The organism is Mycobacterium sp. FW102-FHT13B02 (genome assembly GCF_058790275.1).
In genome coordinates, this window is record NZ_JBYTCM010000024.1 from 47,326 (window position 1) to 72,663 (window position 25,338).

The window sequence follows — 25,338 nt, forward strand, 5'->3', positions numbered from 1 at the left end:
CTAGTTGAGGAAGACTTGCTCGCTGCGGAAGCTCACAGCATCGACGCGTGCGGTGAACCGCTCGGTTTCGATGCGAATCCGCCCGTTGCGCTGAGTGATTCGCACATCGGGCTCAGCCGACCGCGTGCCGGCGCCGACGCTGATGCTCACCGGCGCGCCGGGATAGGGATTGCTGGAGCCGTTGTGCACCACCACTGTTGGCGGTCGCGGTGGTTGAGCCCGCAGGTCGGCGGTGTTCCAGATCCTCGATGAGGGCGCGCCCATGGCCCAGCGGCGGCGCGGGTCGTACACCGCGACCATTTCACCGCTGGCCGACGCGCGGCGAATGATCTGCCGGACCGCGAGGTCGTCGTCGGCGTCGATGACGATGCGCGTGGGTCCGGCCGGATCGCGCAGCGGCATGAGAAGCAGCGCGTCGTCGACCTTGCCGAGCATGACCCCCGAGGAGCCGATGGCCACCGCGGCGTCGAGATCGTCGGTCAGCGGCCGTGCCGGCATTCCGGTGATCCGCTCCGAACCGGGCAGCAACGCCGACAGCGCCCACCACTGGCGGCCGGTGTAGCGGTTGAGGATGACCGCCGGCGGTGTGAGCAGCGGCTGTGCGGTGGTGAAGCGCACCGTGGCCGACACCGTGATCCCCTCGCTCGAGCGGCGCAAGTGCAGCGCGAGCAGCGTGTGATCGGAGGCGATCGCCCACATGTCGTCGATGCGTTCGGCGGTGAGGTCCTCGGCGCTGAGGTAGTAGCTGGTGACGTGCGTGCCGCGGTGGGTGAGGTCCTTCCATCCTTCGTGGAAGGTGCTTTGGATGTCCTCCTGGCTTCCGCCGTGCATGTCCACTACGGCTTGGCGCATGTCCTCGGCCGTCATTGGTTCGGCGCGACAACCACTTTGGCGCAGCGCGCGCGTGATGCGTCGGGTGACCGCGGCGACCGCGGCCGCGGCATCGGTGCGCCACATCAACCCGGCCGCGGTGTCCGCTGCGCGGGTGTCCATGCGGATGATGAGAATGGTGCTGCGCTGCCCGGCGGCGGGCCGGTCGGCGAGCAGCTGGGCGTAGAACTGGCCGTAGTTGTCGCTGGCGGTGCGGCGGCCCTGGGCGATGACATCGACGTCCACTCCGAGGCCGACGCGCTGCATCTGTTCGGCAACCACGGTCAGAGGTAGCGTGTTCGGGGTTTCGGCACCTTGCGGGCGCAGCAGGGTGGGGATGTAGGGCCGACCCCAGACGTTGATCATGGTGACCAGGGTGTGTCCGTCAGTGTGCAGTCCCAGCGGCTGGCCGTCGCTGTCGACGTCGACGAACCCGCCGGTTTTGGCGTGGCTTCGCTTGTCGGCGGACTCACCGGTTTTGCCGTGTGCGTCGTTGTCGGCGGACTCACCGGTTTTGCCGTGTGCGTCGTTGTCGGCGGGCTCACCGGTGTGGACTCGGTGCTCTTTGTGGCGCAGTCGGGCGATGGACCGCGTGAACCACTGCCAGGGGGTCAGCCGGGCCGCTTTGACCATGAACAGCAGGGCCCCCAGGACCGCCCCGCCAGCGGCCCCGGCCCACCACGGTGCGCCGAACGCGACGGCGATGCCGGTTCCCAACACGGCGAGGATCTCGGTGGGCAGTGCAGCGCGCAGATCGGCGCGTGCACTCCAGGTGCGTTCCTTCATCGTTGCTTCTTCTTTCGCCAGACAGTCGTTCCCCACAGCACCGCACCGACCAGCACCACACCGGCGCCGATTTGGGCGGCCAGCATGCGCGCTGGGCGCGGATCGGGCGGGGGTGGCGGCGGCGGAACGTGCAGCGGCATTTCGGTGGCCGTGGGAGCTTTGGCGGGCGCCGGGGGTACATCCCATGTCAGTGCCGCGAGCGGGTCGACCACTCCGTAGCCGATCACGTTGTCGCGCCCGCCGGCGGGCGCGTGCGCGGTGGCGGTGAGCCGGTGAATGACCTCGGCCGCGGAGAGCTGCGGGAACTTGGCCCGCACCAGTGCGGCCACACCGGAGACGTAGGCCGCCGAGAACGAGGAGCCGATGATGGGTTTGAACTTGTCCTCGTCGATCGAGGCGTTGATGACGTTGCCCGACGTCGACAGGCCGACGATGTCAGCCCCCGGCGCGGCAAGGTCGACCCACGGCCCGTGCAGCGAGGCGGCTTGCCCCATCAGCGGCGCACCGAAATTGTCCGTGGCCGACACCGCCACCACGTAATCGTCGAACCAGGCCGGTGAGGCGATTGTCGTCACCTCGTCCCACCCGGACGCCCCGCTCGGCGGCTGCGGATTCTGGGTGCACCCTTGGGTGCCCGCGTTGCCCGCTGCGGCGACGATCACCGCGTCGCGGTCGACGGCCGCGTAGCGAAGGGCGGCACCCAACACCGACTGGTCTGTGGGCTTGGTGACCGGGATACACGACACCAGCGAGATGTTGATGACACGCGCGCCGAGGTTGGCGGCGTGCACGATGGCGCGCGCCAGTGAGTTGATGTCGCCGGTTCTGCGGGTCTGCTCCGCGTCCTGATCCAGACGCGGGTCCTTCAAGCCGAAGTTCTGTGAGCTTTGGCGTATCGCGAGAATGACTGCGTCCGGGGCGATTCCGATCAAGCCGTCCGGTCCGCCGGTCGGAGGGGGCAGCTGCGGCGCGGGCAGCCGTGGTGCCTGGGCGACCGGGCCGCTGGGACCCCAGGCCGGGGGTGGCCCTGGCGGCAGATCTCCCGGCGGCGGCGGGAGCGGCGGGGGCGGCGGAGGCGGCGGCGCCTCGGTGGTCTTGGTGATGGTGATCGTCGGCGGCGGCGGGGGCGGCGGGGGCGGCGGAGGCGGCGGCGCCTCGGTGGTCTTGGTGATGGTGATCGTCGGCGGCGGTGGGGGCGGCGGGACTGGTTCGGGCGCGGGAGCTGCGGGGGGCGGCGGAGCGACCTGTGCGCCTTCCGGACGCACCGGCAGCGGCGCTCCGGAGGGTGCCGCCCCGATCAGGGACGCCACCAGGGTTCCGTGGGCATCGCAATCTGCCAGGCCGTCGCCGTACTGGCCCATCACGTAATCGCCGCCGGCCACTAGATGCGGAAGGCGTGGGGAGGGCGCAACTCCGGTGTCGATGACGGCGACGACCACTCCAGCACCGGTCGACTCCTGCCACACCGCGGGCATGTCGAGCAGCGGCAGTGCCGGGGGCATCTCGCGGAGATCGCTGCCCGGCATCACTCCGGTGAGCGTGCAGGCACGCGTCTGCTTCATCGGCCAGTCCGGGCCTGGCGCAGGATCAGCCGGCGGCGGGCCGGGAGGCACCACCGGCGGGGTGACCGCCCAGCTCGCCCCCACGCTTGTGGCCGCCAACAGGGCGACCGTACCCACCAACGCGGCACCGACCCGCGCGCGGGCCCGAAAAGGCCTGCGGCTCATATCCCGTGCCTGACCGCATTGCGGATCACCGGGTACAGGTTGAGCAACCACAGCGCCCAGGGCAACAGGGCCAGCAAGAGCACGTACTCGATCATCTCGACGAATCGCCTTATCGGCGCGGTGTATTCACGGAACGGCATCACAAGCGCCGTCACTAGGCCCATCGCGGCCAACCCGAGGGTGACAGCGACACATATCATCGCCACCTTCAAGCTGGTGGCGTCGTTGGCGGCGTAGCGGCCGATCGTGACCGCTGCGGCTCCCATCCCCGCGACCAGCAACGTGACGGACTGGTAGCGATCCACGAACGAGCGGGAACGAAGCACCAGGATCACCGAGACCGCACCGACGAATGCGGTGTAGCGCCAGCCGCCGGGCTGACCGGGCACCACGGCGTAGCGCGCAGCGACGACCGTCACCACGGCCAAGCCGATCATCAGCCCCGTCAAGGTGTTGTTGCCGCGCATCACCCAGTTGCGGACCTGCTCGGCGGTGGCCACCCCTGTCGGCCCGACAGGCGACACGGTGTCGGCGGGCTGGCCGGGCAGCCGCTCGAACACCCCGCGGTTGGTCACCGAGGGAAACAGCGGGGTGGGGACGCCCGAGGCGGCCACGGCCGTGCTGGTGGCCCAGGTGACTGCGACGATCACTGCGATAAGGGCAATCACTGCAACACGTTCGGGGCGGACCTCCCAGGTGGAGGCGCCGACCACCGAGGCGCCGAAGGCGAACACGCTCACCGTCAGGATGGCGGCGATGGCGACGATGTGGCGGCCCCAGATCGCGGCGAGAATGATGACGCCCGCGATCACCGCGACCAGCGGTGCGGCCACGTGCCAGAGCCCCGGTGTGCCGGGCAGCGACATGGCTGCCGCCGCGGCCGCGGGAAGCAGGGCGACCCAAGACAGCGCGTGCCCCGCCGCGCGGCGCTCGCGCCCCGCCGTGGTGGACGCATCGGCCCTCGACAACCCCCGTGCTGCGGCCACCAACGCCATCAGCATCGCCCAGGCCGTCGCCGCGCCGACCCAGCCGTAGGGCGAATCGGTGCCGCCGCTGCTCCACCACCAGTTCACCAGAATCAGGCAGGCCCAGCCCACCACTGCCGCGGTGAGCCAGCTGACCACCTTGCGACCCACATCGGGTGTCATGGTGGCCAGCAGCTGGTTGGCCGCGCGGGCGATGGCCGTCGACACCATCTCCGTGACCGGCTCGTAGGTCTCGGCCGAGGTCGCCGGCAGGAGCCACAACTGCTCCCCGTCGAGAACCCCGCACTCGTCGAGGGTCTTCTGGGGGTCCAGCGGCTGGGCGTCCGCGCGGCAGAGCCGGTAGCTCTGCTCGGCGTCGAGCAGCGGGCGCCCGCGTTCGCCGAGCACTTCGTTGACGCGGGCAACCAGGTCCTCGGTCACCGCGATCAGCGCCACCCCCGCGGGCAGCGAGTAGTCGATTTCGAAGTCCTCCCCCACCAGCAGCGCCACCCGGCACAGCGCGGGGGCCGACTCCGCGGGGCTCACTGTGCGCCCTCACTGCTGTTGAAGCCGGAGGCCAAACGCGCGGTGATCTCCAGGTATCGCCGGCGGGTCTCCGGGCGGAGCTCGTTGATGTCGATCACTCCAGCCGAGGCAATGTGAGGATCGAACGGGACGACGAATACGCGCTGCGGACTGACCCACCGTGAGAATTTCTCGACGAGGGAGTCGACTAGCTTGCGGTGGGCCTTACCGCTCTCGCCCCGCACGTCGTTGATGACGACCACGGTGCGCTGCAGCAGTCTGTGGTAGCCAGCCTCGTACGCCCAGTCCATCAGCTCGGCAGCGCCCTTGGCGCCGTCGGGTGCCGTCGAGGCGACCATGATCAGCGCGTCGGCACGGCCCATCAGGCCGGGAATCACCGGGTGGTCGACGTCGGTGCCCGAGTCGCTGATGAGCACGCTGTAGAAGCGCTGCAGCACGGCATGGGTGTCGGTGTAGACCGTGGCCGACAGGGGTGGGCGGTCGGGCTGGTAGCGGTTGCTCAAGACATCCAGGCCCGCCGCTTCGTTCATGCCGACGTGAGACCGAATATCGCTGTATCCGTTCAGGTTCCGGTCGGCAAGCACATCGGTGTACGAGTTCGTCGCCTTCGGGTCGATCCGGTCGGCGAGGTTGGAGGCGCGATCGGGGTTCGCGTCGATCGCGATCACCTTGTCCTTGCGCAGCGCGGCGAACGTCGACCCGATCGAGGCGGTTGTCGTGGTCTTGCCCACGCCGCCCTTACCGCCCAGGACCACGATCGAATAGGTGCCTCGCAGGTGGCCGGCCACCGTCGCGTTGAGGTTGCGCAGCAGTTGCTCGTCCGGCGACTCGCCAGTGTTGATGAGCTTGAACGTCCCGTAGTACAGCCACTTTCGCCATCCCCGTGACGACGGGATCTTGCGTGGCGCGTTGAGTTCGGACGCCGAGATCTGCTCACTGCGCAGTTCCGCGCCCCCGGTGCCCTGACTCCAGTTCCACTCCGGCGGTCGCGGCCCGGCCGGCGGCGGGGTGGATTCGGCGGGCCGCATGTCGGGGCCCCGAGTGGACATCGGGGGTTGGGTGGCGCGTTGCCACCCGCCGGGCTGCGGCACCCCGCCAGGTTGCGGCGGCCCACCGGGAGCTGGCCACCCTGGAGGTGGGGGCGGTGCGGCGTTGGGGCCCAGCGCACTTCGAAGCGACTCACGCGAGAGGAACTGCGTGCGTTCCTCAGGAGGAACCGGGCGGGGGGTGGGCCGCCCCGGCGGTTCGGTCTGCTGGCGCTGCTCGCTGGCTGGCGGCCTGCTCGGCTGCGGGCTACGCAGCGGCGTCCCCTCCGCCGCAGCGGGATGACCTGGACCCTCGGCCCCGGTTGTCGGCTCGCCGGTCGAAATCTGCTGGGAATGCGGCTCATTCGGCGGTTCGGAGAATCCCGGCGCAGACTGCAGCGGGCTCGCGTCGATACTCTGGAAGGGCCCGTCCAGCCTCTGCCCCCACGGTGGTGGGGAGGCGGGCATGTCAGGGCTCGACGCGGGTACGGAGGAACCCTGAGGTGGCGCGCTGTTGTGCCACGGCGGTGCAGCGGTGTCCCCTGCCGGCGGGAACGGTTGGCCCCACGCGCCGCCCGTGGGAGTGGGTGGGTCGACGTGGTGGCGACCGCCGGCAGGGTCGCCGCCCGGATCGTCTGCAGCAAATGGCCCCTGTGGACCGACCGGTTCAGCCGGTGCCGCGGGGTCTGCGGCGTCCGAGGTGTCTGGTGCACCCGTGTGCGCCTCGTCGTCGCCGCGGCCCGTGCTGCTCAGCCGCTCGAAGAACTGTTGGTCTCTGGACTCGGTCATCTAGCCCCGCCCTCCTGCGATCTTCACCGGGGAGCACCTTCAAGGCTCCTCGAATCGGTGAATATCACCGTCGCAGAAAGACTACCAACCACACATTTCAAGCGTCCACGACGTTAGCCACATCAGTGTGCGTGAAATGTTTGAATTCTTTGGTGGTGCTCCCAGGCCTCGCCACTGGGCAGCTGCTTCAACACGTCGCTGACGGCCCGAGCGACCCGCGCCGTGGTACCGGGGAACAGCATCGTCCAGCTCTGCTGATCATCAGTGGTGCTCGAGGAGATGACGACCCGGCCCATCAGCGAGTCGACGACCATCGCTCCCGTGGTGGCAAACTCAGGGCCGTCGATCGAGTATTGGGTTGCGCCGATTGCCGCACGCACCGCGCCGGTGTCGGACACCGCGACGATCACGCGGGCCTGACGGGCAGTGAGGCCCAACTTGAGCAACTCACCGATGACGTCGTAGGCCGGCGGATCGGCCTGCCAGCTGCTCAGTACCGATTCCAGCCGCTGCGACTCGATGTTGACGCCTTCGAATTCGGCGCCGGGCTCGTCGCCGAGCAGGTCGTTGACGGCTTGGAAGACCGTGGTGTCGCCCTCTAGGGGGCTGATGGTCACTTCGTCGAGCGGCTCCGCGCCGCTCTGCCACACGCGCGCTGCGACAACCCATTTGCCGTCGCGGCGGCACAGAACCGCTGCACGATCGGCAGATTGGTGCGCGCGCCATTCGCGTAGCGCGGCCGCGGCGGCGAGGGGTTCCTTGAGCGGATCCGCCGGCGGCGTGAAAAGTGCTGGGGGGCCGGTGAGTCGCTCGGCTCGTTCGTCCGGACGGGTCACCCTGATCGACACGTCGATGTCGCACCGGCCTAGGGTCAAGAGCCATTCCTGCACGTCGGCGTCGAGTGTGCGGCCCTGGCACACCCCCGCCTCTTCGAGGGCCTGCAGGCCCGGATGGGAGGCCAGGGTGGCCTCGGTGCCGCCTACAGGGCGTATCCGCAGCGCTGCGGGAAGCCGAGTGACGCCCGAGAGCGCAGCTGTCAACCACAAGCCTTCAGACGTGGTTGACAGCTGCGCTCCCATGGTCAGTCCGTGCTCAGATCCCGACGAACCGCGCGGCGCTGGACGCGTCGCCCTGATCGGTGTTGTGCACGGCCCCGCTCTGCGCACCGCCGTGGCGCGTGATCGTCTCGAACACTTGCTCGTAGGCCACGACGACCGAACGCTGCGCCTCGGCGTAGGCGTTCGCGCCCTTGTCGGACCAGAAGTCGGCCGTCTGTGCCAGCACGCCGAGCGCCTGCTGCTTCAGGTCGTTCATGTGATTGACCACGCCGCCCTGGGCCGCCACGTGGTCCATCATCGCCGCCTGGTCGTACCGCATACCTCCACCCATCATGGGGGGGCTCCTTTCGAAAGTAGTTGTCAGTACCTGGGGGTTACGTCTGGACGCTGGACAGGCTGGCCTGGTTCTCGTGCTCCACGCGGTCGTACTCGTCGGCGCCGGTCCTCAGGGCCTGGATGACCTGATCGAACCGCGCGGACACGTGGCGTCCGGTGGTGACGACGTCCTCGGTCGTCTTCATCGACGCCAGCGAGGCGATGCCCTGGAACGCCGCACCGCCGAGATCCTGGTTCATCGACATGTAGCGGCCCAACGAGTTGAGTGTCTCGGTCTTGATGTCATCCAAGCGCTGCGCCGCCTCGCGCATCTTGGTTGAGTCTGTCTGAAATGCCATGCTTCACTTCCTTTTTCGATAGTCCGTTACGTGCTGTCTGTTCTGTTTTGATGTCATGTGTTGGGCCGGTTGCCGCCGGGCGATCACCCTCCCCCGTCTGTGTAGACCACACCGTTGGCGGTGAGGATGGGGATGGCGTCCGCGTCGTCGAGCACCACCGACAGCGAGGTGTCGTCTTGGCCGCGGCTTGCGCCTTGATCGCGGCGCTGACCGGCCCGGGCCGCACCCATCGGCATCATGCCGCCCATGCCGGAGCCCATCGGGCTTCCCGTGCCCATGCCGGGCATGCCGGCCCGAGCGCCCGCGGTGGGCTTGTTCTGGCCCGCTGCGCCCGATCCGTCAACGGCAGCCGGCCCCCACCAGGCGGAGGGCGTCCCGATCGGGCCGCCGCCCATGCCGACGCCAGCGGGTTTGGTGAACGCTGCCGTCACCGGTCCGCCGCCGGAGCCGAAGCCTCCGCTGACACCGTTCATCGACGCGGCGAGGTTGGCGCCTGGAGCGCTGGCCGACAGACCGCCGAACGGCCCACCGCCCATCCCGCCCATCGACCCCATCAGGCCACTGAGCTGGCCGCCCATCTGCATCGGAGCCTGCGCAAGCTGCGAGAGCGGCTGCGTCATACCCTGGGCCATGGACGGCAGCGAGCTGGCCATGCCCATCATCGACTGGCTGGAGCCGAGTAGATCGCTTCCCCCCGGCTGAGCGAGCTGAGGCGCCCCGGTCGTGCCCACGTCACCATCGGCACCCGACTGGCCGGTGCCCGCGTTGGTGGCCGCCGACAAGGCGGCCGGCGCGGCCGAGGCCACCTGACCGGCTGCTTGCAGTGGGGCGCTGAGTCCCTGCATGGACGCCTGAACCCCAGCCTGCGCCCCTTGCGCGCCCATGCTGGCCAAGCCCGCGCCCAGCGCGGCGGGGTTGGCTCCGCTCACCATCGGTGGTGGCAATGGCGTGCTCAGTCCGGTGGCTATCTCCAACCCGGCAGTGGCATACCCGGTCATCGCCGTTGCGTTCTGCGCGTGGTACTCGCCGTACTCAGTGTCGGCTTGCAGGATGGCTCCGGTGTTGAACCCCATGAAGTTGGTGGCCTGAAGGGTCGCTTCCCGGACGCGGTTGGCAATGACCACCGGGTAGGGAATGGTCGCGGCTACTGCCGCCGTGTGCGCGGCAGCGGCGGCCCCGATAAGGCCCGTCGCCACCTGGGCGTGTGCGCCGGCCTGGATCTGCCACTCTGATTTGGGCACCGCGGCGGCCAGCATGGCCGTGCCGCCCTGGCCCCACCAGCTGCCGGCGGCCGTGGTGGCTGCGGTGGTCATCATCTGGGCACCCTGCTCGATGTGAGTAACGCCCGCGGCTTGGTAACCGGCGATGACCGAAGTCATGGCCGCTGCGCCGGGTCCGGTGGTCAACCGGATCGCGTTGATCTCGGGAGTGATGCCCCAGTAGTTGGCGACCATATGCTCAGAGCAGCAGTGAGGCCTGGTTGACGGCCTCGGTCGCCACCGACATCACCCCGGAGATGCCGACGTTGCTAGCGAACATTTCGCGATCGGCAACGTTGGCCGTCGTCTCAGCGAGGAACTGCGCGTTATGCGCTTGGATCGCGGTGGCTAGTGCCACCGAGACCTCCTCACATCCCATCGGAACGACGGCGGTCATGGCCGGCGCCGAGCCAGCGAGCACTCCCGCGGTGGTTGCCGTTCCGGTGGTCTCAGCTACGGACTGAGCAGCAACCTCAACCGGTTCTACAAAAAAAGCCACGATGAGCCTTCCCCTAAGACGCTAGGTACCTGATAAAGCGAGACTAGAGCGGTTCGGCTATGGCGGCCACCAGCAGAGCCACATTTCCCGTGTACAAATTCGTTATTCGCCGTTGGTCCGCTCAAGACCCGGACATTTCGTCACGTGCCATTATCTCAGCTACTGGTAGATGGTCCGCACACAAATTTGAGCGGGTACGCGCGGCCAGCTGAGCTGCGGATTCCGCAATGTCGCCGATGACCTGTAGGCGCTTGCTCAGGGTGTCTGCGACTGCGGACCCGGCCCTGGCCTCTTGCGCGATCTGCGTCAGGTGCTCCACCAGCACCTTGGTCGTCCCGGTCAGGGGATAGTCGGCCCCGGAGCGCAACGTCGGTTCCGCTCCGTCCAACACGCTGGCGAAGCTGCCCGAGGTCCAACCCAGCGCTGCTTCTATGCGGCCTCGGGTGACCTCGCGTCCGGGCACCTTGCCCCTGTTGATCAGATCGGTGATCGTGGATCGTCCGACCCTGGCGATCTTGGCCAAGTCCATCTTGGACAGGCCCAAGTCCAGCCGTGCGGCGTCAACGGCTGCGGCCAGCTGATGTCCGGGATCACTCAAGGGGCAACACCTTCGCGATCTGGGCGGGGGCAATCAGCCGGTCGGTGACGTAGTTTCCTCGACCCACGGGCTGCCTGGCGGCACGCACACCGCGGATCAGCTCGCCCTCCATGCGGGCGCCGTCCATGACGACGGTGGGGGCAGTCTGGGCGATGAGTTTCCCGGCCAGCGGGGACGACATCGCCGGTCCCCACGGGAAGCGCCGCCCGACGATCAGGTGCAGACCCACCTCGCGGGCGCGGTCGAGGTACTTGACCAATCCCTCGGTTGCTGGGCCCTCTGCCTTGAACATGTTGGCCCCCGAACTCCATCCGGCGACGATCTGCTCATCGTCGACGAGGACGAAGATCTCCGGTCCCGACCATGATCGGGTCGCTTGGGCGAGTTCCTCCTGGCCGGCGCGCCCGCGCGGCATGCGCGGCGCCAGGAGCATGTCGATGTGCCGGGTCATGGCCCGTACGTCGTCCTCGTAGTAGGTGTAGCCCTCGGACTCCACCCCGTCCTCGCCGACGTAGCGGCCCAGGTGCGCACCTTGGACGACCCGAACCAAGGAGTTTCCGGGGTCGATGACGTAGATCTGAGCTTCCTCGGGTCGGTAGCACCGCATGATCGCCTGGGCGACCGCGGCCAGGGAGTTGGAGACGCCGCACTCCGGATTGCCGATGAACAGCAGGTGCGGGTTGCGGGCGAAGTCCGCTTCGGCGGCCACCAGGCCGACCTCGGAGATACCGAACGGCACGAGTCCTGGGCGCGGCTCACGCTGAGCGGCGAACACCGCGGCCAGGTCGACCGTGCTCGGCAGCATGCGGACCTGGGCGACCTGATCGACTCCGGTGAGCTTGGTGATGACCTCTGCGGCCTCGCGCGGGCCGATGGTGCGGCCGTCCGGGGCGGTGAGGACGGGCAGGGCGGCCTGGAAGTGGTAACCCGCCATCGACGTGCCTCGGCCGCTCACGGTCTCGATGCGTGTCTCGGCGTTCGGGTCGTCGGCGTCGTCGGCGAGCAGCTCACGCGTCCCGAAGGGCACCTTCTTGGCGATATCCCGGTTGTTCTTCTGCGGATCGTCGTTGGTGTCCAGTTTCAGCTCGACGTTGAGGGTGAAGGAACTCGACATCCACGACGGGAAACCGCCGGAGATCCAGCCGTTCGCGGCAAGGATGGTGCGGACGCCCAGGCTGTTACCGCGCTGCATGATGAGGCCTAGGTCTTCCACGAGTTCGTCGCCGAAGGTCGTGCGGAACTGCTGCCATCCGTCGATGACCAGGAAGACCTCACCAAAGGCGTCCTCCGGTGTTGGGCCTGCTTCGCCGCCGAACTTGCGGGCACGGAAGCTCTCGATGCTCAGCCCGAGTCGGCTGAACGCTTCCTCACGCTCCTCGACCAGCAGCTTCATTTCTGCGATTGTGCGTTGGACGCGCTCGCGGTCGCCTGCGCGGGCGAAGGAAATCACGTGCGGTAGTGCCTCCACCTCGTTGAGGCCCGGACCGCCCATCGCGACGACGACGAACTGCACCCGCTTGGGGTGGTACATCAGGGCCGCCCCGGTGATGAGCGTCGTGAGCACTGTGGTCTTGCCGGCGTTCTGGCGGCCGATGACCGCGCAGTTGCCCGAGGAGAAGTCCAAGGCGTACACGCGCTGCGCGTGCTGGAACGGCCGGTCCTCGATCCCGACCGGGAACGACAGTCCGGCGGTGTGTCCGTAGTCCTGGTGCCACGGCTTGCGCCGCAGCCGGCGCACCAGCTCCTCCACCGGTACGGGTTCCAATGGGGGCAGCCACATTTGGTGGACCGGTACCCTAGTCTGCTCCTGCAGCGACTTGATGGAGGCTTCGATTTCGCGGATCGGTTGTCCGTCGTCGCCAAGCACCGTGTCGGTGGATTCCACCGGTGCCGCTGTGAGCTTCGGTGCCGTCTCGATCGCCGCCATCGGGGCGGCGGTGAAGACCTCGGGAGCCATGTATCCGGCTTGGGTGCGCACCGCTTCGGCTGCCACCCGCCGGGGGGGATGGTAGACCTTGCGCGCGAACGCCGATTGGAACCGGACCAGCCGGTCCCGGCCCTGAACACGCAGCAGGCCTGCACCGGCGGGGGTTACGGGCAGATGCTTGGCTTCGTCGGTGCCGATGATGGCCGTCGACTCACCGCCATCCAGGGTGCGCAGACCAACGCGGATCGGGATGTTGGCCATGATGCCCGACTGCATCTCATGGCCGAGACGCTGCGAGCCCAGGATCATCTTCACGTTCAACGCCCGGCCCTGGCGGCCGATCTCGTCGATGATCTTCTTCGACTCGGGCGCTTCGATGAACATCTGCGTGAACTCGTCGATGACGATGATGAGGGCGGGCAACGGCTCCAGCCGCATCCCTAGATGGATGCGGCGGTACTCGTACTCGGCGACCTCGCTGATCCCGGCTCGGTCGAGCAATGACTTGCGGCGCTCCAACTCCCCGTTGATGACATCGCCCATGCGCTCGATCCACAGCGAGTCGTCCTTCAAGTTACCCATTGCGGCAACGACATTCGGCAGCCCGGCGACCTGGTTGGCGGTGGTCTTGCCCTTGAAGTCAAAGAAGGCGAACACCAGCGTCTCTGGAGAGTGCGTCAGAGCCGCTGACAAGAGCAGGGTGGTGAGAAAGGACGATTTACCCGAGCCCGTCGTGCCGGCGATGACCATGTGGTGGCCCATACCGCCCTCGTGGGTTTCCTTGAAGTCGATGTAGACCGGCGCACCGGACGGATCGACGCCGATCGGGAACTGCAACCACTTCGCACCCCACGCATTGCTCTCGAAGGGGGGCCCGGTAAGCGTTGGCGCCCAGAGCTTCTCCACGTTCAGGTTGCCGGGGTCGTCGATACCGATGATCTTGTAGAGGTCGGCGTCCACCGAGGCGTCGTCGATGAGACTTCGGGAGCGGTCCCCCTCCACCCGGTAGCGGGCCATCTTGCGGGCAAGGACCCGTGCGCTGGCCAGGTCCATTGAGTCGGGACGGCAGAACCATTGATCGCGGTGCGTGACTTCGGTGTCGGAGACCCAGAAGGTGTTGGCGGGCTCGAACCCGAGGCCGCGGCCCGGCTCATCGGACAGGGCTAGGAAGGTCACTCCGGCCACACCGCCGGCGCGGGTCAAGGTCTCCCAGTGGCGGTCGTCTCCCCGCCGGCGCCGGTCGTCGATCACCAGCCAGTGGGGGGTGGTGCTGGAGTTGGCGCGGAAGGCGTCGCGGCCGTGCAGCTCCGTGCCCACCGCGGCGTCCATCAGCTCGCCGCTGGTCCACACCATCCGGGTGGGGCCGCCGCGGTCCCTCAGCGTGGGATGGGCGCAGTGCGGCAGCCACTTGCACCACTCCCAGCGGGCGATGTCGTCGGTCACGATCATGATTTTGAAGTCGCGCGGCGAATGCGCCACGGCGGTCTGACAGATCATCGCGCGCGCGAGCCCGTACACCGCGTCCATGCCGTCGCGACCGATCAGCGCCATACCGGGGATATTGCGCAGCAGAAGCGGTTTCGGGGCATTGTGGAGTTTGCTTTGCGTCTGTAGGAACGCCGAGGACGCGTCGTAGGTGACGGGCTCGTAGTCTTCGCGCCGCCCCAGCTCGTTGGTCTCCAGCTCCTTGACGACCTTCGAGGTGCCCAACCCGACCCGGACCTGGGTGTAGAACACCTTCAGTACCGGATCGTTGGGCGTACGGCACCACATGCGCGCCGACCCAACGAGCCCGGACAGCAGCGCGGGTTCGGGATGGAGGTACTCGAACTGCGCATGCTGGGCGCGGGCGGCGTCTTGGACCTTGTCGCGTGTCTCGTCGAGGTTCATCGCGTAATCGCGCAGCGCTTGTTCCATCTGCGGACCCGACATCTGCTTCTCACCGCCGCCGCGATTGGTGAAGAAGTAGCTGCCCATCGACACGATCATCATGATGGGGAAGAACAGCGACATCACCCCCATCGTCCCGCCGCGTAATCCAGGCTGCGACAACATCATCGCCATCATGCCGAGGAATGCGACGCCCATGACCACAGGCAGGATGATCGCGGTCTTGCTGCGGGGCACCGGCCGAGGCGCCTCCAGCGGCTCGGGGATTGCCTCGCGGCCACCCATCGTCGGTGGAACCTTTACCGCGCCCTCGCGGGGCTTCACAGTTGCCATTGCGGTCTACCGTCCTTGCTCTGTGATCGGGGCCGCCGAGCCGGCCAGCGTGTCATGCATCGTCATGGCCGCCTGCTTGGACAGCTCCGGGCCCGCGGGCCACACGCGTAGCAGCGGCCAGGGCGCCAGCCGCGGCGCAACGTTTTTGAGTCCCAGCCCCTGCAGCGCGTCATCGTCGAAGGGCACGCCGTACCGGGCGCCCGATTCACTGATCAGCCAGAGGGTTTCACGGCGTGACGAATCAGCGCTCGCACCCGTCGTCGACACCCACGTCGCGGCGTTGTCGGCTAACAGGACCTGATCGGCCTGCTTGCCCTGGTCCTCACTACCGACGACGAGTGGAACCAGGTGGCTCTCCTGCTCGGCCGTCACTGGCAGGGCGCGGCCAACGAGAAGGCGTTGACGGGCCTGCCGATCGGTAGCTCCGCGGTCCCAGGCCACGCACAGCACGGGGTCGGCGCGCCAGTTCACGACCTTCAGCGGGTCCGCTGGGTAACCGGTCACGTCCAGTGCACTTCGGACCGGGACATCACCGAGCACGTCCGGTGAGATGCGGGGCGGTTGAGCCACGCCGAATGAATCGCGTTGGCGCAGCATGGCTGCCACGACCGATGAGACGGGTTGCACGCCGTCAGCGAGTACGACGTAGAACTGGTCCTTGCCCGAGGCGACGTCCTGAGACACCACGACCGAGCCGTTCACCAGGGGCGCCCCGGTGCCGAGGTTGACGGTACTGGGCTGCCCGGCTGCCGGCACCGCGGGGACCACCAGCGGGCGGCCTGCCGGCAGGGCGTCGACCATGGCCTGGGACAGATCGGCCGGTGCGCCCGCTTCCTCGAGTCCGAGGGGTTCGACAACCGCTCGGTCAGTCAGGTCGATGGGCATGCGGACGCCGTTGGTGATGACGTAGGCCTGCGTGTTGAACGTGCCGAGAACAGCTGAATCGGTGCCAAGCTCGCGGGCCCGGTCCCCCAACGTCAGGTCGCCGTTGATGCCGGTGATGACGGGACGCCCGCTCATTGTGTCGGACGCCGTGTCGCACGCGGCCCACCGTGACACCTCCGGCGTGAGCACCTGGGGCGGTTCGGTGGGGGCGCCTTCGATGCCGACCAGTGGACCGCGGGGCCACTTGGCGAGGTCGTCAGGGCTGACGAACGTCGGCTCGGCAGGTTGCCCGGCGATGAGCCAGGCCGAGACCAAGTTCAGTGCCGGATGCAGTCGGCCGTCGACCGATACGAAGACCGTGCCGAGTTTGCGGTCGGCCACGATCTTGGAGTCGTTGACCAAGCCCGCAGGCCTGAGCCACCCCACGACGAGGGCGCCCACCATCACCAAGACGCTGATCAGCGCCGAGATCACGAGCATCAACCGCTGGGTGCGTATGCGGTCGGTCTGCATGCGCACCGACCGGCGCTGAAAGGCGAATCCCAGCCGCCGACGCAAGAAGTAGTGACCTCTTACCTGTGTCTTGGAAGCCAGATTCATCGGCACGTCAAAACCGTACCGTGCAAAACAACGAGTCAGCCACCACCGCAGCCAAATTGCTTGCGAACCAGTTTTCGGTAGGTTGCTGAACCGACAGCGAAGCGACGTCCAGACGCGGCGGGCACGGCGCGCCCAGCGTTACCCGGCGTGGACGAGATCCTCTTCGACGCCGGTGAGCGACTCGACGATCACATCGCGGACGTGGACGTTACCGGCAGCGGCCGCGGCGTAGCACATGTCAGGAAGAGGCAGCGGGCGCGTAGCCCACCCCCCGATCAGCTCTGCGGTGCGCGCGACCATCCAGTGTGCACGGTAGCGAGCGAGTTCCTCGATGGTGTCACTCGGATCAGCATGGCCAACGAATCCGGGCCGGAAGATCGAGGTGACGGTATTGAAGTCCTTGGCCGCGGCGTCGTACTCAGCCCATTGCTGCGGGCTCGGTTCTCTGTCCCCGCCGCGCGTCAGCCAGATTTGGCGCACGGCATTGGGGATTCCGCCGTCAACCGCCATAGCCTGAGTCGTGGCGGTGTTCATCAACAATGCGCTCGCGGCCGATACGATCCGGTCTTGGAGCAGCGGGTCGGTGTCGATCACTCGCAGTAATCTCGGGTACACGTCAGGCCACAGCACCGCCAGGCGGTGCTCGTGCATCCCATCCATGCCGGCAGGTGCGGTCTGCTGTCCGGGCTGCAGCAAGGGATTGGTCTGCCGCGAGCAGGACGGCGGATGCTCCACCCCCGCGTCACGCAGAGCCGTCAGCGGACCCGTGGTCGCAGCCGCCACCAGCCGCCAGCCCATTTCGGCGCGTAGCTGCGCGTACTCAATGAGAACCCGCGCCGGATCAGCCCACCCGAACCACAGCTGCCGAAAATGGTCGTCCACCAACGGGTCCGTGGCGAGAATCCGGACCGAGCGGGGCACGTACACACCGGCGGGGATGTAACTGGCCCCATCGTTGGACGTGGCCACGGTCTCCGTACCACTCGGTGACCGGAAAACCCCTACGGCCCACTCGATCGGGTAACCGACCGCCTGAGCGGCGTGCTGCAGCTTCCATGCGAGTTCCTTCGCAGCTGCCGCGTCGGCCGACTCACGCCGCTCACGTGCCGCGGCCGTCTGGCCCGCTGCCACCACACTCGCCGGGATCAGCGTCGCCCCCGCCCCAGCGCTCGACGAGGACGCCGGTGCCGCCGATTGTGCACTGCTGGCGGCGGCGAGTGTGCTCGCCGGGACCGTCGCCGCGGGCGGCGCAGCGGCCGGCGGGCCCATCGACCCCGGCGGCAACATCATTGGGGCACCCCCACTTCCGGCACCCATGCCAGCCCCGGTCGGAGTAGCAGCAGGAGCCGCCGGGGCGACCATCCCAGGCTGAGCCGCGGCCGGCGCGACTCCCCCGCCTGCAGCGGCCGATATCGGTGTGGTCGGAACCGCGTGGCCGCCGGTCAACGCCGGCGACGGACTGGGCGGCGCGGGCGGGGCCGCCGCCGGCATTCCGCCCCCAATGCCCGCGCCGGTAGACAAGCCCTGCGAGAACGCCGCCGCCGGAGATCCAGCCCCCGACGCCGGAACCCCTCCGGCACTTGGCAATCCGGTTCCCGGCATCTGGCCCAAACCGCTACTGAGCGGGTTGGATGAGCCCATCCCCGGCAATCCGCCGCTGCCGAGTCCGCCCGGCATCTTTGGCAATCCGCCGCCGCCCGAGCCGAGACCACCGCCGCCACCGCCCAATCCGCCCATCGACGGCATGCCGCCACCCCCAAGGGGTGAGGCGGATGGGCGTGGCGACGTCACACCAGGAGTCGCCTGCGTGAGCGGACTGGGCGCCACAGCCGTCCCAGCATCTCCGGGTGCCGATGTTGCACCTCGATCAATTCCCGGCTGGGTCGACGGGGCGCCCAACGCGTCCGTAGGGGGTTTTGCCGGCTTGTCGACCGTCTTCTCGCCTGTGTCATCGACGCGCTTGAGCGGATCGTCATTTTGCGCGATGCCAGGGGAGGTGTCGTTGTCGACTGGTTGGACGGCCGGGCTGGCGGGGAGGTCACCGTATCGGGTGAGAAGATCGAGAGCGCGTGTGTTTTCAGCGCTTGCCTTGAACGAAGTGTGAAGGGCGGTAGCTGCCTCGACTCCCCAGCCGGTCTGAGTGCGGGCCCGCAAGTGGTACGCGGTGACGATCCCCTCACGCTCACCCGGCAGTTTTGCTGCTTGTATTGCGGCATCCGCGTCACGAACAAGCTGATCCTGCCCAGATGCGGTCTCGCGCAACACTTGAGCGATGCCGTTGCACTTCTTCGCAACAGCGTCGTGCCACTCGCTAATCGTTTTGGCTTCTTCGGCCAACGTGGCGCCGGCTTGGTGCGCTGCATCGAAACCGGTTGAATCGGCAGCTTCACGAAAAGCGGCGTTGTCGGTGACGATCTGTTGGTGAATGCCGTCCCACGCGGAAGCCCCGGCTTTGTACGCTTTCTCTTGGGCGTCCCAGTGAGCCGGATCTGGCGGGACCATATCCGGTGTAACGATCAGCGGGCCATATGATCCCGCGGGCCCCCCCGTCGCAGGCATCAGCGCAGCCCGCACGCAGGCGCGATCACATCCACGAGGCCGTTGCCGCGCTGAAGCGCCGTACTCGCCGCCGGCCAGTCTCGCATGTTAACGAAGTGCAGCCTGTCGATCTCCGAAGCCATCCAGTCTCGGATTGGAGCGACGACGCTCTGCGGTGCTGCTGGCTTGATCTGAGTCCGCAGGTGGGCAATCTGCGACATGCTGACGCGCTTCTCGTTGCTCCGGGCGTCGAACCGAGCGTCGATCGCGGCCGGGTCTGCCGGAGCGTTCGCCCGCTCCTTGCTGGCGGCGGCAGTCGTTAACGCTGCTTGCTCCCACGCTGAGCACGCCGACTCTTTGGCTTCTTGAATCTGGGCGGTGCTGTATTCCGCCGGCGGGGGCGGGACGACGTTGATGGTGCGTTGCGCCGGTGCGATGGGGCTGGCCAGGGCGGCGGCCGTGGCGGCGGTCGCGCCCGCTGCGACAACGAAAGCCGTTGCCGCAGCGATCATCCCGGCGGGCCGGGGCCGCGGTGTCCGTCGAGTTGGTGGCCCGTCCGCGTTTCGAGGGGGTGGGGAGGGTGGACCACCTAGAGGGGGGGCCTGCTGGGGTGGTGTCGTGGCGTATGTCGTCATATCGTCACGGTCCCGCTACCGGGCAGGAGGGTGAGAGCCTGCCGGTTCTCGTTCTCGATCGTCTCCATCGTCGTGACGGATTCCTGCTTGCGCTGATAGATGCCGGCGATGCGCCGAGCGCCGCCTGTGTTAAGCGCCTGCGCCGTTGCTTCATCATCGGCAGCGATCGTCGACAACGGCGCCCACATCGGCCGGGCGACGCTCGCGGCTGCTGCACCCATGGCCGACGCAGCGGTCGCGGGTGCGTGTGCCGCGGATTCAGCCACCATGGCAGGAGCGGCCACGTTCGCGGCGTGAGCTTCTGCGGGCTTGAGGTTGAAGGGCTTGGTGGCGGTGGCAGGCATGGAGTCTCCCCTTTACTTCTGGCAGGCCGCGTGGACTTTGTCCATCGCGGTCTGGCCCTGTTGTGCGGGTAGGTTGCGGTCTTGACCACTGGTGTCGGCAGCCAGCACGGCATGGGTGGCGTCGATGTAGTCGCCCATCGGGTCGGCGATTTCGCGCGGGGTCGCCGGCGGCGTATGTAGGCGCAAGTACTCCATCTCAACGAGGACTACCGATTGCTCGTTGGCCAGCGCAGCTTTGTACTCGGGGCTGTCCCGGTTGGGCAGCGCCGCCACCAGGGGGACTGAGGCCTCGTACACCGCGGAGACCACCGACTTCGACGCAGCGCACGCCTCGTCGCGAGCGGCGCTGACCTCCTCGGCGCTGTAGACGGGAGCGGAGGGGGTCACCGTCGTTGTAATCGGAGCCGGATCTGGCCGAGTCCAGGCCAGCACGCCCATCACGACCGCCGCGACCGCGAGCACGACGGCGCTGCCTGAAATGACCAGCACCGACTTCGGCGTGCGGTTGCGCGGCGGTGCCGCGGGAGGAGGCGCGTACGGCGACGGTTGGGGAGGTTGAGGCGGGAGCACACCGGCGCGCGTACTGCCGGAGAAACCGCCCATAGGGGACTGTTCTGGCCCGCGCGGAGGAGCCCACGGCGAACCCGGACCCGCCGCAGCGGGTCCGACCTGCGGGGACGTTCCCTCACTCATGTATCAACGGTAACGCCGATGGACGACATGTGGCTACCAGCGCAGCCCGATCCCCGATGACCGGCGTGCGGAGGGCGGTGCATCACTGAAGGTCGTCGAGCAGCTTGGCGGCTTCAAGGGCAGCCTCTTCGGCGTGCTGCTCGATGACCTCACGCTCGGCGTAGGCGTCCGCGACAGCGGCCTGCAGGGTCGTGCTGATCACCTGTTCGAGTCCCTCGTTCGTGTAGCGCGTCGTGCAGCCGGGAGCCAGCGACAACGACATCAGCCGCCCATGGTGATTGACCGACAGCTGGACATCCCCATCAGCGCTTTCCATGTGCACGTCGATGCCGGCCCACTTCTTGCGGAGATCCCGCAGGGTCTGCTGCACGCGCTCGATGGTCGCGACATTGCGGGCGACGAGTGCGGCCTCGGCTGCGTAACGAGTCGACCGTGGGCCGTTCGCTACGGCCACCGGTTGGTCCGCCGCTTCCTGCGGTGCGGTCATTTCGCATCCCCTTCACTGTCGGGCGGCATCGTGACGCGGCGTCGGGGACGGCCCGGCGCAGCCTGGTCACCGGCCCCTGCTTTGCTTGCCGCAGCGTTGTCGGCGCTGACGGTTTGGCGCCGTTCGACCTCGCCTTTGACCGGCTCGCCGTTCGGGATGGAGGGAAGGACGACCTTCTTGTCGGGGGGCGGCTTGGCGCGATCGCCGCCACCGCCACCGCCACCGCCAGCGCCCATACCGCCCATCGGCGGCATCATTCCCATACCGCCCATTCCGGACCCGGCCGGTGCGGCAGCCCCTGCCGGGCTCACCGCTCCGCTGCTCGCCGGCAGCGCCGGTGCACCGCCGGCAGGCGCCGACGCCGCGCCAAGAGCACCGGCGCCTGGAGGTAGGGACGTGTCGAGTCCAGCTGGCTCCATGCCGCCACCCCCGCCGCCGCCGCCGCTGCCCAGACCGCCGCCGAAGTCGGACATCCCAGCGTCGTCGAGCGGGTTGTCGAGCCCAAGGTCCGGTTCCTCCTGCAGGCTCGACGCAGCGCCCTGCATGACCTGTTGAGCGGCTCCCAAGAGCTGCTGGGGAACGCTGGTCACCGCGCCCATGGCACCACCGAGGGCGCCGGCCAGCATCGAGGGGACCATCGCGGCCATCGGCAGCATCTGCTGCAGTGGGTCGCCGCCCATCGGGGACGCACCCTGGCCGGCGGCCAGCGGGTCCGTTGCAGGATCGGCCAGCGGATCGCCAGCCGCGCCTGCTCCGCCCGCCGTCGTGGAATCAGCCGACGTGCCCGAGGCGTCCTTGGCGTCGCTGTCACCGGGCTTGCGTTCCCCCGGCTGGTCCGATCCGCCACCGGGAGCAGCGGAGCCGTCCTGCACGATGTCGGTGACCGGCGGCGGGGGCGGCGGGGCCTGCGGTAGCTCACCCAGGTGGTAGGACGCACCGGTCGCGGTCGCCTTGGTGTCGAGTTGTTGAAGGTGGTTGCCGTACCGCACGAACTGGTCGGCGCCCACCAGGCCGCCGGTCTGCATCATCAGCATCTGCGCGCGGGTCATCGACTCTCGCGTTTGGGTGAACTGCTGAGTGCGTGGCGTTTCCTGCTGTGTCCGATCGAAGCGTCCACCGTGATCCTGCGCGGCTTGTGCGACCGTTTCCGAATGGGACGCCATCTGGTCGGCCCACGACGCGAACCTGTTCAGAGAGGCGGCGAGCTGCGGCCCAGTCCGCCCGGTGATCGCGTCCGCGACCGCGCCCTGTGCGTTTCGGCTGGCCGCGGCGCACGCTTCGAATGCTCCTTGATAGGCGCGGCAGGCCGTCTGAAAGGTTGCGCCGGTACTGCTACTGCCCGATTCGATGAGCCCGGCTGTCGCTTCGCCAGGCCGCGGAGCCATCGGCGCGATGGGCGTGTCCGCTGCCACGGCGTTGGTGGTGACCGCCGCAGGAGTCGCAGGTCCTCCTACCGCCGCCGCCGGCCCGGCACCCACTGCCATGGACGCGGCGTTAGCGGCGTCGGTCTCGCCGCTGTGGATGCTCACCGCGGCGACAGCTTGAGCGGCTGCGGCGAGGACCGCCGCGCCGTCGCTCGCCCGGCTGGACAGCACTAGCCCGTGCTCGGAGAGCCGGGCTGCAGCGCTGGTCGACACCTCGTCTGGCGCTAACGGGGCGTGTACGGGCGGCGTCGCCGCCAGCGCCGCCAAACTGCTGGCGGCCGAGCTCATCGTGGCGGCGAGAGAGGCCATCCCGCCGTAGGACACGTCAATGCGCGGGCCGCCCCCGGTGCTCGGCATGTCTCCCCCTAAAAATCGATGGTCATCGCGAAGGCGGCCACCTGGTCTTCGGTGGGCAGGAATGAGCCGACGTTCTCCACGCGATTGCCTTCCATCTCCAGCCGGAGCGCCAGCTGGGAACGCAGGTAGGCCAAGGTGTTGAGTCGAATGATCCGCGCCGCCAACTCCTCGTCGGCGAGGTCCATCGCCTCGGGCTCCAGCTGCACACCGATCGAGGCGCCCTGCCGGTCGACCGAGACGATGATGGACTCATCGTGGCTGGTCGCCTCGAAGACCTCCACCGTTGTCTGTTGCGCGGACACCAACACCAGCCCCTCAGGTATCAGACGGACTGATCGTCACGCGTGCTCGGTTCTCGGCTTCGCGCTGCTCGAACTCAGTAGCCGATTGAAGCAGCGCGTCACGCATCTGCTCGTGGCGGGCCTGCTCGCTGGCCAGGGCCGCATCACGCTTGGCCGCAACGTCGTCGACCGACGCCTTGACCTGGTGATACAGCGGACCGAGGGTTTGCGCCTCGGACGTCATCCGCTCATTGTCTGCGCGGGCGGCCTTGATCTGGTCGATCGCCTGGGCATGCACCTCTGCAAGACGGCGCAGCTCAGCGGGATCGGCCTGGAAAACCACACTCATAATTTAACCCCGTTCGCTTGTGTGTGCGGACACCTAATGAGCCCCCGCCAGCACGGTTGCCGGCGTAGCTGCGGGCGCGGTCTGGACCTGCGGCCGAGCCCAGCCCAGGAAATTCGGGCCGGTCGGCATCTCCTCAACAGGGGTGACCTGCCCATTCAGCCACACCTTGCCGTTACCCAGAGCCATCACGCGATGATCGGTGAACTGCGCGTAGTCCATCATCTTGAGCTGGCTGGGTGAGACGGGCTCATTGACCGGAGCCCCCGGTGGCAACACCGTGATCTGGGACTGCCCCGCCGCGTCGTCGAGGCTGGCACCTCCAAGGACCAGCCGTCCGGCGTGAGCAAGCTGCGGGTTGTCGGCTGTCACGGCCGATCCGTCAGGCAGCTTCACCGACACGTCGGGCGCCGGCGGCGCGGGAGGAACCTGCCCGGTCTCGGCCGCTATCGGCTGGGGCTGAGCACCCTCAGCCGGTTTGGCCGCCGCGGGGTCGGTTGCGGGGACGTCCTTCTTGCCCTCGTCCTTGCTGCCCTCGTCGGTCGCGGCTGTCTTGTCGTCCTTCTCGTCGCCGCTGTGCTCGGCGTTCTCGGGTTTGGTGCCCAGCGGGTCGTCCTTGAGTGCGTCGGCGGCAGGATCAGGGCGGGCGGACGCGGCTTCCTTGATGGCGCCGGTGATCGCGCCGCCCAAGTCGCCAAGGCCTCCTCCCCCACCGAGTCCGCCCATTCCGGGCATCATCGATCCCATCGCGCCGGGCAGCCCCGACAATGCCCCCATCGCGGGGCCGGCCAGCCCGCCCAGACCACCCATCAGCGGATCGGAGGCCAGCCCGTTGAGCAGGGGATCACTAGCCAGCGGATCGCCGCCGCCGCCCGCGCCCACATCGGCCGGTGGCGGTGCGCCCGCCGAACCGCCTGTGCCGCTTCCGGTTTGGTCACCTGCGCCCGCGCCGGGGGCGGGGTCGGTGGAGCCGGTGCCGGTGCCGGCGGAGTCCTTCACCGCGTCGTAGCGCTGGCTGAGCGCATCGAGGACCTCGGCCTTGGAGTTGGCGTCCATCCCTGATGACTTGACGATGCCCAGGATCTCCTGGGTCTTGCTCTGCAGGTAGTCGTTGAGTTGTTGCTGTCCGGCTGGCGTGTCCAACGTCGGGCCCAACTTGTGGATCTGGTCCACCAGTGACGACTGCAGCGCCTGCAGCTGCGCCTTGCCCTCGTCCGATCCGGTCTTCGCGCCGAGCACCGCGTCGACGAGTTCCTCGTCGGCTTCCGACAGCGCAGTCTTGTTCTTGGCCAACGCTTCATCGACGCGTTTGGCGGCGTCGGCGGCCCTCCCGGAGAGCCCGCCGTCGTCGGCCGGGGGCTGGCCTGCTGGCGTCCCTGGCGCGGTCCCCGCCGGTGGCTGACCGGGCGTCCCCGGAGCCGGGGCGTGCGGCTGCGTCGGCGGTGGGGCGCCCGGTGCCGGCGTGAGGGGCGCTCTGGTCGACGGGTCGAACAAATCGGGGTGCGCCTGCCGGATGCGATCGAGGTCGGCATCGGGCACCTGCGGGGAGCCCCCGGTGTTGTCGGGCCGGTTCTCGTAGTACACCCCGGTCTGAGGGTCCTTCCAGCCGCCGTAGTCGGTACCGCCGGTAATCGGGGTGGTCGTCACGGGCGCGCCCTGGCTGTTCAGCCAGCCGTTGACGTCGCGAATCTGCTGCTCCGACAGACCCTTCTGCCACGCGTTGGGATCGCCGGTGACCTGTTTGATGTGCTCCAGGGCGGCGCGCAGATCGTCGTAGGACGCCACCTAGATCACCTCTGAGG

At 68.3% G+C, this 25,338-nt stretch carries 21 protein-coding genes; all 21 read right to left on the reverse strand.

Going from position 1 to position 25,338, the window contains the following annotated elements; genetic code table 11:
- Positions 1 to 1,656, reverse strand: a complete 1,656-nt coding sequence (gene eccE / locus AC3WTE_RS27875) for a type VII secretion protein EccE (RefSeq protein WP_492442736.1) — start codon at positions 1,654 to 1,656, stop codon at positions 1 to 3.
- Positions 1,653 to 3,383, reverse strand: a complete 1,731-nt coding sequence (gene mycP / locus AC3WTE_RS27880; protein WP_492442737.1) for a type VII secretion-associated serine protease mycosin — start codon at positions 3,381 to 3,383, stop codon at positions 1,653 to 1,655. The genes eccE and mycP overlap by 4 nt, the downstream gene beginning before the upstream one ends.
- Positions 3,380 to 4,894: a type VII secretion integral membrane protein EccD gene (eccD, locus tag AC3WTE_RS27885; RefSeq protein WP_492442738.1), complete on the reverse strand. Its 1,515-nt coding sequence runs from the start codon at positions 4,892 to 4,894 to the stop codon at positions 3,380 to 3,382. The genes mycP and eccD overlap by 4 nt, the downstream gene beginning before the upstream one ends.
- Complete coding sequence (locus AC3WTE_RS27890) at positions 4,891 to 6,708, reverse strand: MinD/ParA family ATP-binding protein (protein WP_492442739.1); 1,818 nt, start codon at positions 6,706 to 6,708, stop codon at positions 4,891 to 4,893. Before AC3WTE_RS27890 ends, eccD begins: the two co-directional genes overlap by 4 nt.
- 122 nt (positions 6,709 to 6,830) lie before the next feature.
- Complete coding sequence (locus AC3WTE_RS27895; RefSeq protein WP_492442740.1) at positions 6,831 to 7,748, reverse strand: ESX secretion-associated protein EspG; 918 nt, start codon at positions 7,746 to 7,748, stop codon at positions 6,831 to 6,833.
- 52 nt (positions 7,749 to 7,800) lie between these two features.
- On the reverse strand, positions 7,801 to 8,085 hold the full coding sequence (locus tag AC3WTE_RS27900; protein ID WP_492442741.1) for a hypothetical protein: 285 nt from the start codon (positions 8,083 to 8,085) through the stop codon (positions 7,801 to 7,803).
- 55 nt (positions 8,086 to 8,140) lie between these two features.
- Complete coding sequence (locus tag AC3WTE_RS27905; RefSeq protein ID WP_492442742.1) at positions 8,141 to 8,440, reverse strand: hypothetical protein; 300 nt, start codon at positions 8,438 to 8,440, stop codon at positions 8,141 to 8,143.
- A gap of 83 nt (positions 8,441 to 8,523) precedes the next feature.
- Complete coding sequence (locus AC3WTE_RS27910) at positions 8,524 to 9,894, reverse strand: PPE domain-containing protein (RefSeq protein WP_492442743.1); 1,371 nt, start codon at positions 9,892 to 9,894, stop codon at positions 8,524 to 8,526.
- Between the two features lie 4 nt (positions 9,895 to 9,898).
- Positions 9,899 to 10,198: a PE domain-containing protein gene (locus AC3WTE_RS27915; RefSeq protein ID WP_492442744.1), complete on the reverse strand. Its 300-nt coding sequence runs from the start codon at positions 10,196 to 10,198 to the stop codon at positions 9,899 to 9,901.
- Between the two features lie 121 nt (positions 10,199 to 10,319).
- The gene (locus AC3WTE_RS27920) at positions 10,320 to 10,796 is read right to left on the reverse strand and encodes a helix-turn-helix domain-containing protein (protein ID WP_492442745.1); all 477 of its coding nucleotides are present in this window, start codon (positions 10,794 to 10,796) and stop codon (positions 10,320 to 10,322) included.
- Positions 10,789 to 14,946 (reverse strand): type VII secretion protein EccCa, encoded by a 4,158-nt coding sequence (gene eccCa, locus AC3WTE_RS27925; protein ID WP_492442746.1) that lies wholly within the window; start codon positions 14,944 to 14,946, stop codon positions 10,789 to 10,791. The genes AC3WTE_RS27920 and eccCa overlap by 8 nt, the downstream gene beginning before the upstream one ends.
- Positions 14,947 to 14,952: 6 nt before the next feature.
- On the reverse strand, positions 14,953 to 16,431 hold the full coding sequence (gene eccB, locus AC3WTE_RS27930; RefSeq protein WP_492442772.1) for a type VII secretion protein EccB: 1,479 nt from the start codon (positions 16,429 to 16,431) through the stop codon (positions 14,953 to 14,955).
- A 138-nt stretch (positions 16,432 to 16,569) separates the two neighbouring features.
- A complete protein-coding gene (locus tag AC3WTE_RS27935) occupies positions 16,570 to 17,721 on the reverse strand; it encodes an EspK C-terminal domain-containing protein (protein WP_492442747.1) in 1,152 nt (383 codons plus the stop codon).
- A gap of 1,268 nt (positions 17,722 to 18,989) precedes the next feature.
- Positions 18,990 to 19,481, reverse strand: a complete 492-nt coding sequence (locus AC3WTE_RS27940; protein ID WP_492442748.1) for a hypothetical protein — start codon at positions 19,479 to 19,481, stop codon at positions 18,990 to 18,992.
- A 119-nt stretch (positions 19,482 to 19,600) separates the two neighbouring features.
- A complete protein-coding gene (locus AC3WTE_RS27945) occupies positions 19,601 to 19,948 on the reverse strand; it encodes a hypothetical protein (protein ID WP_492442749.1) in 348 nt (115 codons plus the stop codon).
- Positions 19,949 to 19,960: 12 nt separating this feature from the next.
- On the reverse strand, positions 19,961 to 20,641 hold the full coding sequence (locus AC3WTE_RS27950) for a hypothetical protein (RefSeq protein ID WP_492442750.1): 681 nt from the start codon (positions 20,639 to 20,641) through the stop codon (positions 19,961 to 19,963).
- Positions 20,642 to 20,723: 82 nt separating this feature from the next.
- Positions 20,724 to 21,128 carry a YbaB/EbfC family nucleoid-associated protein gene (locus AC3WTE_RS27955; RefSeq protein WP_492442751.1) on the reverse strand — a complete coding sequence of 135 codons (405 nt, stop codon included), beginning with the start codon at positions 21,126 to 21,128 and terminating at the stop codon, positions 20,724 to 20,726.
- Positions 21,125 to 22,909, reverse strand: a complete 1,785-nt coding sequence (locus AC3WTE_RS27960) for a hypothetical protein (RefSeq protein ID WP_492442752.1) — start codon at positions 22,907 to 22,909, stop codon at positions 21,125 to 21,127. Before AC3WTE_RS27960 ends, AC3WTE_RS27955 begins: the two co-directional genes overlap by 4 nt.
- Before the next feature lie 8 nt (positions 22,910 to 22,917).
- Complete coding sequence (locus AC3WTE_RS27965; RefSeq protein WP_308161690.1) at positions 22,918 to 23,211, reverse strand: DUF2694 domain-containing protein; 294 nt, start codon at positions 23,209 to 23,211, stop codon at positions 22,918 to 22,920.
- 13 nt (positions 23,212 to 23,224) lie between these two features.
- Positions 23,225 to 23,539, reverse strand: a complete 315-nt coding sequence (locus AC3WTE_RS27970; protein WP_492442753.1) for a type VII secretion target — start codon at positions 23,537 to 23,539, stop codon at positions 23,225 to 23,227.
- A gap of 33 nt (positions 23,540 to 23,572) precedes the next feature.
- Positions 23,573 to 25,321 carry a DUF4226 domain-containing protein gene (locus AC3WTE_RS27975; protein WP_492442754.1) on the reverse strand — a complete coding sequence of 583 codons (1,749 nt, stop codon included), beginning with the start codon at positions 25,319 to 25,321 and terminating at the stop codon, positions 23,573 to 23,575.
- Positions 25,322 to 25,338 lie beyond the last annotated feature (17 nt).

What these genes read in the sequence shown, in the direction of transcription:
- eccE (WP_492442736.1), bottom strand. Translation starts at nt 1,656, where the DNA reads ATGAAGGAACGCACCTGGAGTGCACGCGCCGATCTGCGCGCTGCACTG.
- mycP (WP_492442737.1), bottom strand. Translation starts at nt 3,383, where the DNA reads ATGAGCCGCAGGCCTTTTCGGGCCCGCGCGCGGGTCGGTGCCGCGTTG.
- AC3WTE_RS27890 (WP_492442739.1), bottom strand. Translation starts at nt 6,708, where the DNA reads ATGACCGAGTCCAGAGACCAACAGTTCTTCGAGCGGCTGAGCAGCACG.
- AC3WTE_RS27900 (WP_492442741.1), bottom strand. Translation starts at nt 8,085, where the DNA reads ATGCGGTACGACCAGGCGGCGATGATGGACCACGTGGCGGCCCAGGGC.
- AC3WTE_RS27905 (WP_492442742.1), bottom strand. Translation starts at nt 8,440, where the DNA reads ATGGCATTTCAGACAGACTCAACCAAGATGCGCGAGGCGGCGCAGCGC.
- AC3WTE_RS27910 (WP_492442743.1), bottom strand. Translation starts at nt 9,894, where the DNA reads ATGGTCGCCAACTACTGGGGCATCACTCCCGAGATCAACGCGATCCGG.
- eccCa (WP_492442746.1), bottom strand. Translation starts at nt 14,946, where the DNA reads ATGGCAACTGTGAAGCCCCGCGAGGGCGCGGTAAAGGTTCCACCGACG.
- eccB (WP_492442772.1), bottom strand. Translation starts at nt 16,431, where the DNA reads ATGAATCTGGCTTCCAAGACACAGGTAAGAGGTCACTACTTCTTGCGT.
- AC3WTE_RS27935 (WP_492442747.1), bottom strand. Translation starts at nt 17,721, where the DNA reads ATGATGTTGCCGCCGGGGTCGATGGGCCCGCCGGCCGCTGCGCCGCCC.
- AC3WTE_RS27940 (WP_492442748.1), bottom strand. Translation starts at nt 19,481, where the DNA reads ATGATCGCTGCGGCAACGGCTTTCGTTGTCGCAGCGGGCGCGACCGCC.
- AC3WTE_RS27945 (WP_492442749.1), bottom strand. Translation starts at nt 19,948, where the DNA reads ATGCCTGCCACCGCCACCAAGCCCTTCAACCTCAAGCCCGCAGAAGCT.
- AC3WTE_RS27950 (WP_492442750.1), bottom strand. Translation starts at nt 20,641, where the DNA reads ATGAGTGAGGGAACGTCCCCGCAGGTCGGACCCGCTGCGGCGGGTCCG.
- AC3WTE_RS27955 (WP_492442751.1), bottom strand. Translation starts at nt 21,128, where the DNA reads ATGACCGCACCGCAGGAAGCGGCGGACCAACCGGTGGCCGTAGCGAAC.
- AC3WTE_RS27960 (WP_492442752.1), bottom strand. Translation starts at nt 22,909, where the DNA reads ATGCCGAGCACCGGGGGCGGCCCGCGCATTGACGTGTCCTACGGCGGG.
- AC3WTE_RS27970 (WP_492442753.1), bottom strand. Translation starts at nt 23,539, where the DNA reads ATGAGTGTGGTTTTCCAGGCCGATCCCGCTGAGCTGCGCCGTCTTGCA.